The 2,115-nt window shown below is 34.4% G+C and carries 2 protein-coding genes, 1 tRNA gene and 2 pseudogenes; 1 reads left to right on the top strand and 4 read right to left on the bottom strand.

The window, feature by feature from the left end:
- Positions 1 to 215, bottom strand: a pseudogene (locus ACFIL8_RS02240) (superoxide dismutase); the annotation flags it as partial.
- An 875-nt stretch (positions 216 to 1,090) separates the two neighbouring features.
- Here ACFIL8_RS02240 and ACFIL8_RS02245 point away from each other — a divergent pair.
- Positions 1,091 to 1,165, top strand: a tRNA-Gln gene (locus ACFIL8_RS02245).
- Positions 1,166 to 1,397: 232 nt separating this feature from the next.
- Here ACFIL8_RS02245 and ACFIL8_RS02250 read toward each other — a convergent pair.
- The 3 genes and pseudogenes from ACFIL8_RS02250 to ACFIL8_RS02260 form a co-directional block, all read right to left on the bottom strand.
- The gene (locus ACFIL8_RS02250; RefSeq protein WP_375688828.1) at positions 1,398 to 1,628 is read right to left on the bottom strand and encodes a toxin-activating lysine-acyltransferase; all 231 of its coding nucleotides are present in this window, start codon (positions 1,626 to 1,628) and stop codon (positions 1,398 to 1,400) included.
- A gap of 20 nt (positions 1,629 to 1,648) precedes the next feature.
- Positions 1,649 to 1,864: a toxin-activating lysine-acyltransferase gene (locus tag ACFIL8_RS02255; RefSeq protein WP_375688830.1), complete on the bottom strand. Its 216-nt coding sequence runs from the start codon at positions 1,862 to 1,864 to the stop codon at positions 1,649 to 1,651.
- Positions 1,861 to 2,115: pseudogene (locus tag ACFIL8_RS02260) on the bottom strand (HlyD family type I secretion periplasmic adaptor subunit); the annotation flags it as partial. The pseudogene ACFIL8_RS02260 and the gene ACFIL8_RS02255, both read right to left, overlap by 4 nt.

Below are 2,115 nucleotides of genomic sequence, written 5' to 3' on the forward strand. Positions count from 1 at the left end.
GCTGCATTATTAAACAAACCAATATTTTTTCCAAAACTTTTTTTAACAATATCTTCAAGGCTTTCATTTTCTAAGCCTAACTCTTTCACAAAATTATTGGTGTTGGTAAGATAAGCAAGGTGATGCTTATCATGATGATATTCAAGCGTTTCGCGTGACATATAAGGCGAAAGGGCATCGTAATCATAAGGCAACGGGGGCAATTCAAAAGCCATTTAAAAATCTCCTCGATTCTAATTGTTAAGCTTATTTCATAAGCCTAATTTGCCATTTACCGAATTTAAAAGCAAATGTTGAATACCTAGTTTGTATGAAATTAGTTTTAATGTCTCTCTTTTTGTAAAAGAAGCTTTTAGGAAATGTATATTCATCAATCAAAAAGGGTATTGGTCTACATAAAGATTGCTTCTGAAGATTTTTTACATCTATGAGCGGGTAATAAATATCATTATCTTTTGAATAAAAAGTAAATGGAAATAGCGATTATTCCTTGTTTTGGTATCTCTATTTTTTCAAATACCATATAAAATGTTTTTAATTTTTGCAAAACTTTTCCAGTTTATGGGTGTATCATAATGTTTTCTACAGAATATTAAGTGTTATTTTTAGGAAATATTTTTCAATGTGCTTGATTTCATTTTATGGAGCTACCCATGAATAATATAATGTAAAAATTAGTGGACATTACCATCTTTATGCTTAATGCAAGAGCACAGCAGCACTATCATACACTTACCGGTTGCCAATGTGGTGACAGCTTTTTTCTTAAATTGAGAAAGATGGGATTTTAATATATCAAGAAAAGTAAATCATATGCAAATTTATTAGATACATGAGTAAACTGCAAGATTTTCATTTTATGTTCCTAGAAAATCAATACAAAGAGCAAAATAATTGATGGATAAATGGTTCCTGCTTATGTTAAAATCACAACTGTATATCAGTTTCTGCTACGAATTTGTATTGATGGCAATGCCATACAAGACTCAGAAATTTTATGATAAAAAAGTAAGGTCTTTGATTTTCAAATATTGCGTTCAATCACAGGAATCGCTATAAGGTGCAGGAGTCGCTATAAAGCGTGTTTTTTTGGGGTATAGCCAAGCGGTAAGGCACCGGTTTTTGGTACCGGCATTCCCTGGTTCGAATCCAGGTACCCCAGCCAATTCTAGTGAAATTAGTTAATCAAAGTTCAGCTTGAGAGTGGATTAGCCCCCTTAACCTCTGTGTTGCTATTCATAGCAAGTCTGGTAAGTTGAGAAACACTTATTTATAGTGGGTTAGCTCTAAATATGGTAAGGTTCTCTTGCTATAGCTATCGCTCAAAGAACTCTTTTAAAAGATTCTTTTCTATAAGACGAGGGGTAAATGATTTATGCGCACTTGCTTTAGAAAAACTATTTGGCTGGATTTTGCGCTCTATAGCAACACCAGCGTGCAATTTTTCGTATTCCACCATCTTCATTACGTCGAACAGCGTAGCAATAACGCTGATCAGGAAATATATTTCGTTGCATATCGCGTACAATATGAGCAGTATGGCCATAGGGTGCTACACAATCAATAAACCATACGTATTTTCCATTCTGCCAATTAACATCGGGTAAAAATTCTCCTTTTTTAAACATAGATTGATGATTTTTCTCATCTAAAAAAGCCCAAGTGATAAAGGCACAAAATTCTCCACGTTCATTTTATAGAGTTTGTATTGCCCAGTCTGTAAAGCTGGTCCTAAATTTCGTTCGATATCCCAGATTCGCCAGCGGCGGTATAAGGGAGATGTAAGCATTAAAACAACCATAGCTCCTAACGCTGTAAGAGGATCTATGAGTGATGGTGATGGATTTTCATTTACAGACATCATCTTTCCTTTAGAGATTGTTCTAAAATTTTGGTGATAGGTTCAAAGAAATAAGAAATGAGACGTCGTTTTGAGGTAATGACATCCGTTGTTACAGTCATGCCAGGGATAAATTTAAGTTGTTTGTTATTCAAAGTGATGTGATCTTGGTCAATTTTGATTAAAACAGCGTAGACACCATTAATTTCTTTATTATAGCGCGCTGTAGCGCCTACATTAACGACTGTACCGTGGATAACACCGAAACGTTCAGG

The organism is Bartonella sp. AP57NXGY, from assembly GCF_042195805.1.
Lineage (GTDB): Bacteria > Pseudomonadota > Alphaproteobacteria > Rhizobiales > Rhizobiaceae > Bartonella.

Coding starts and splice junctions, on each gene's coding strand:
- ACFIL8_RS02250 (WP_375688828.1), bottom strand. CDS start 1,628: ATGTTTAAAAAAGGAGAATTTTTACCCGATGTTAATTGGCAGAATGGA.
- ACFIL8_RS02255 (WP_375688830.1), bottom strand. CDS start 1,864: ATGATGTCTGTAAATGAAAATCCATCACCATCACTCATAGATCCTCTT.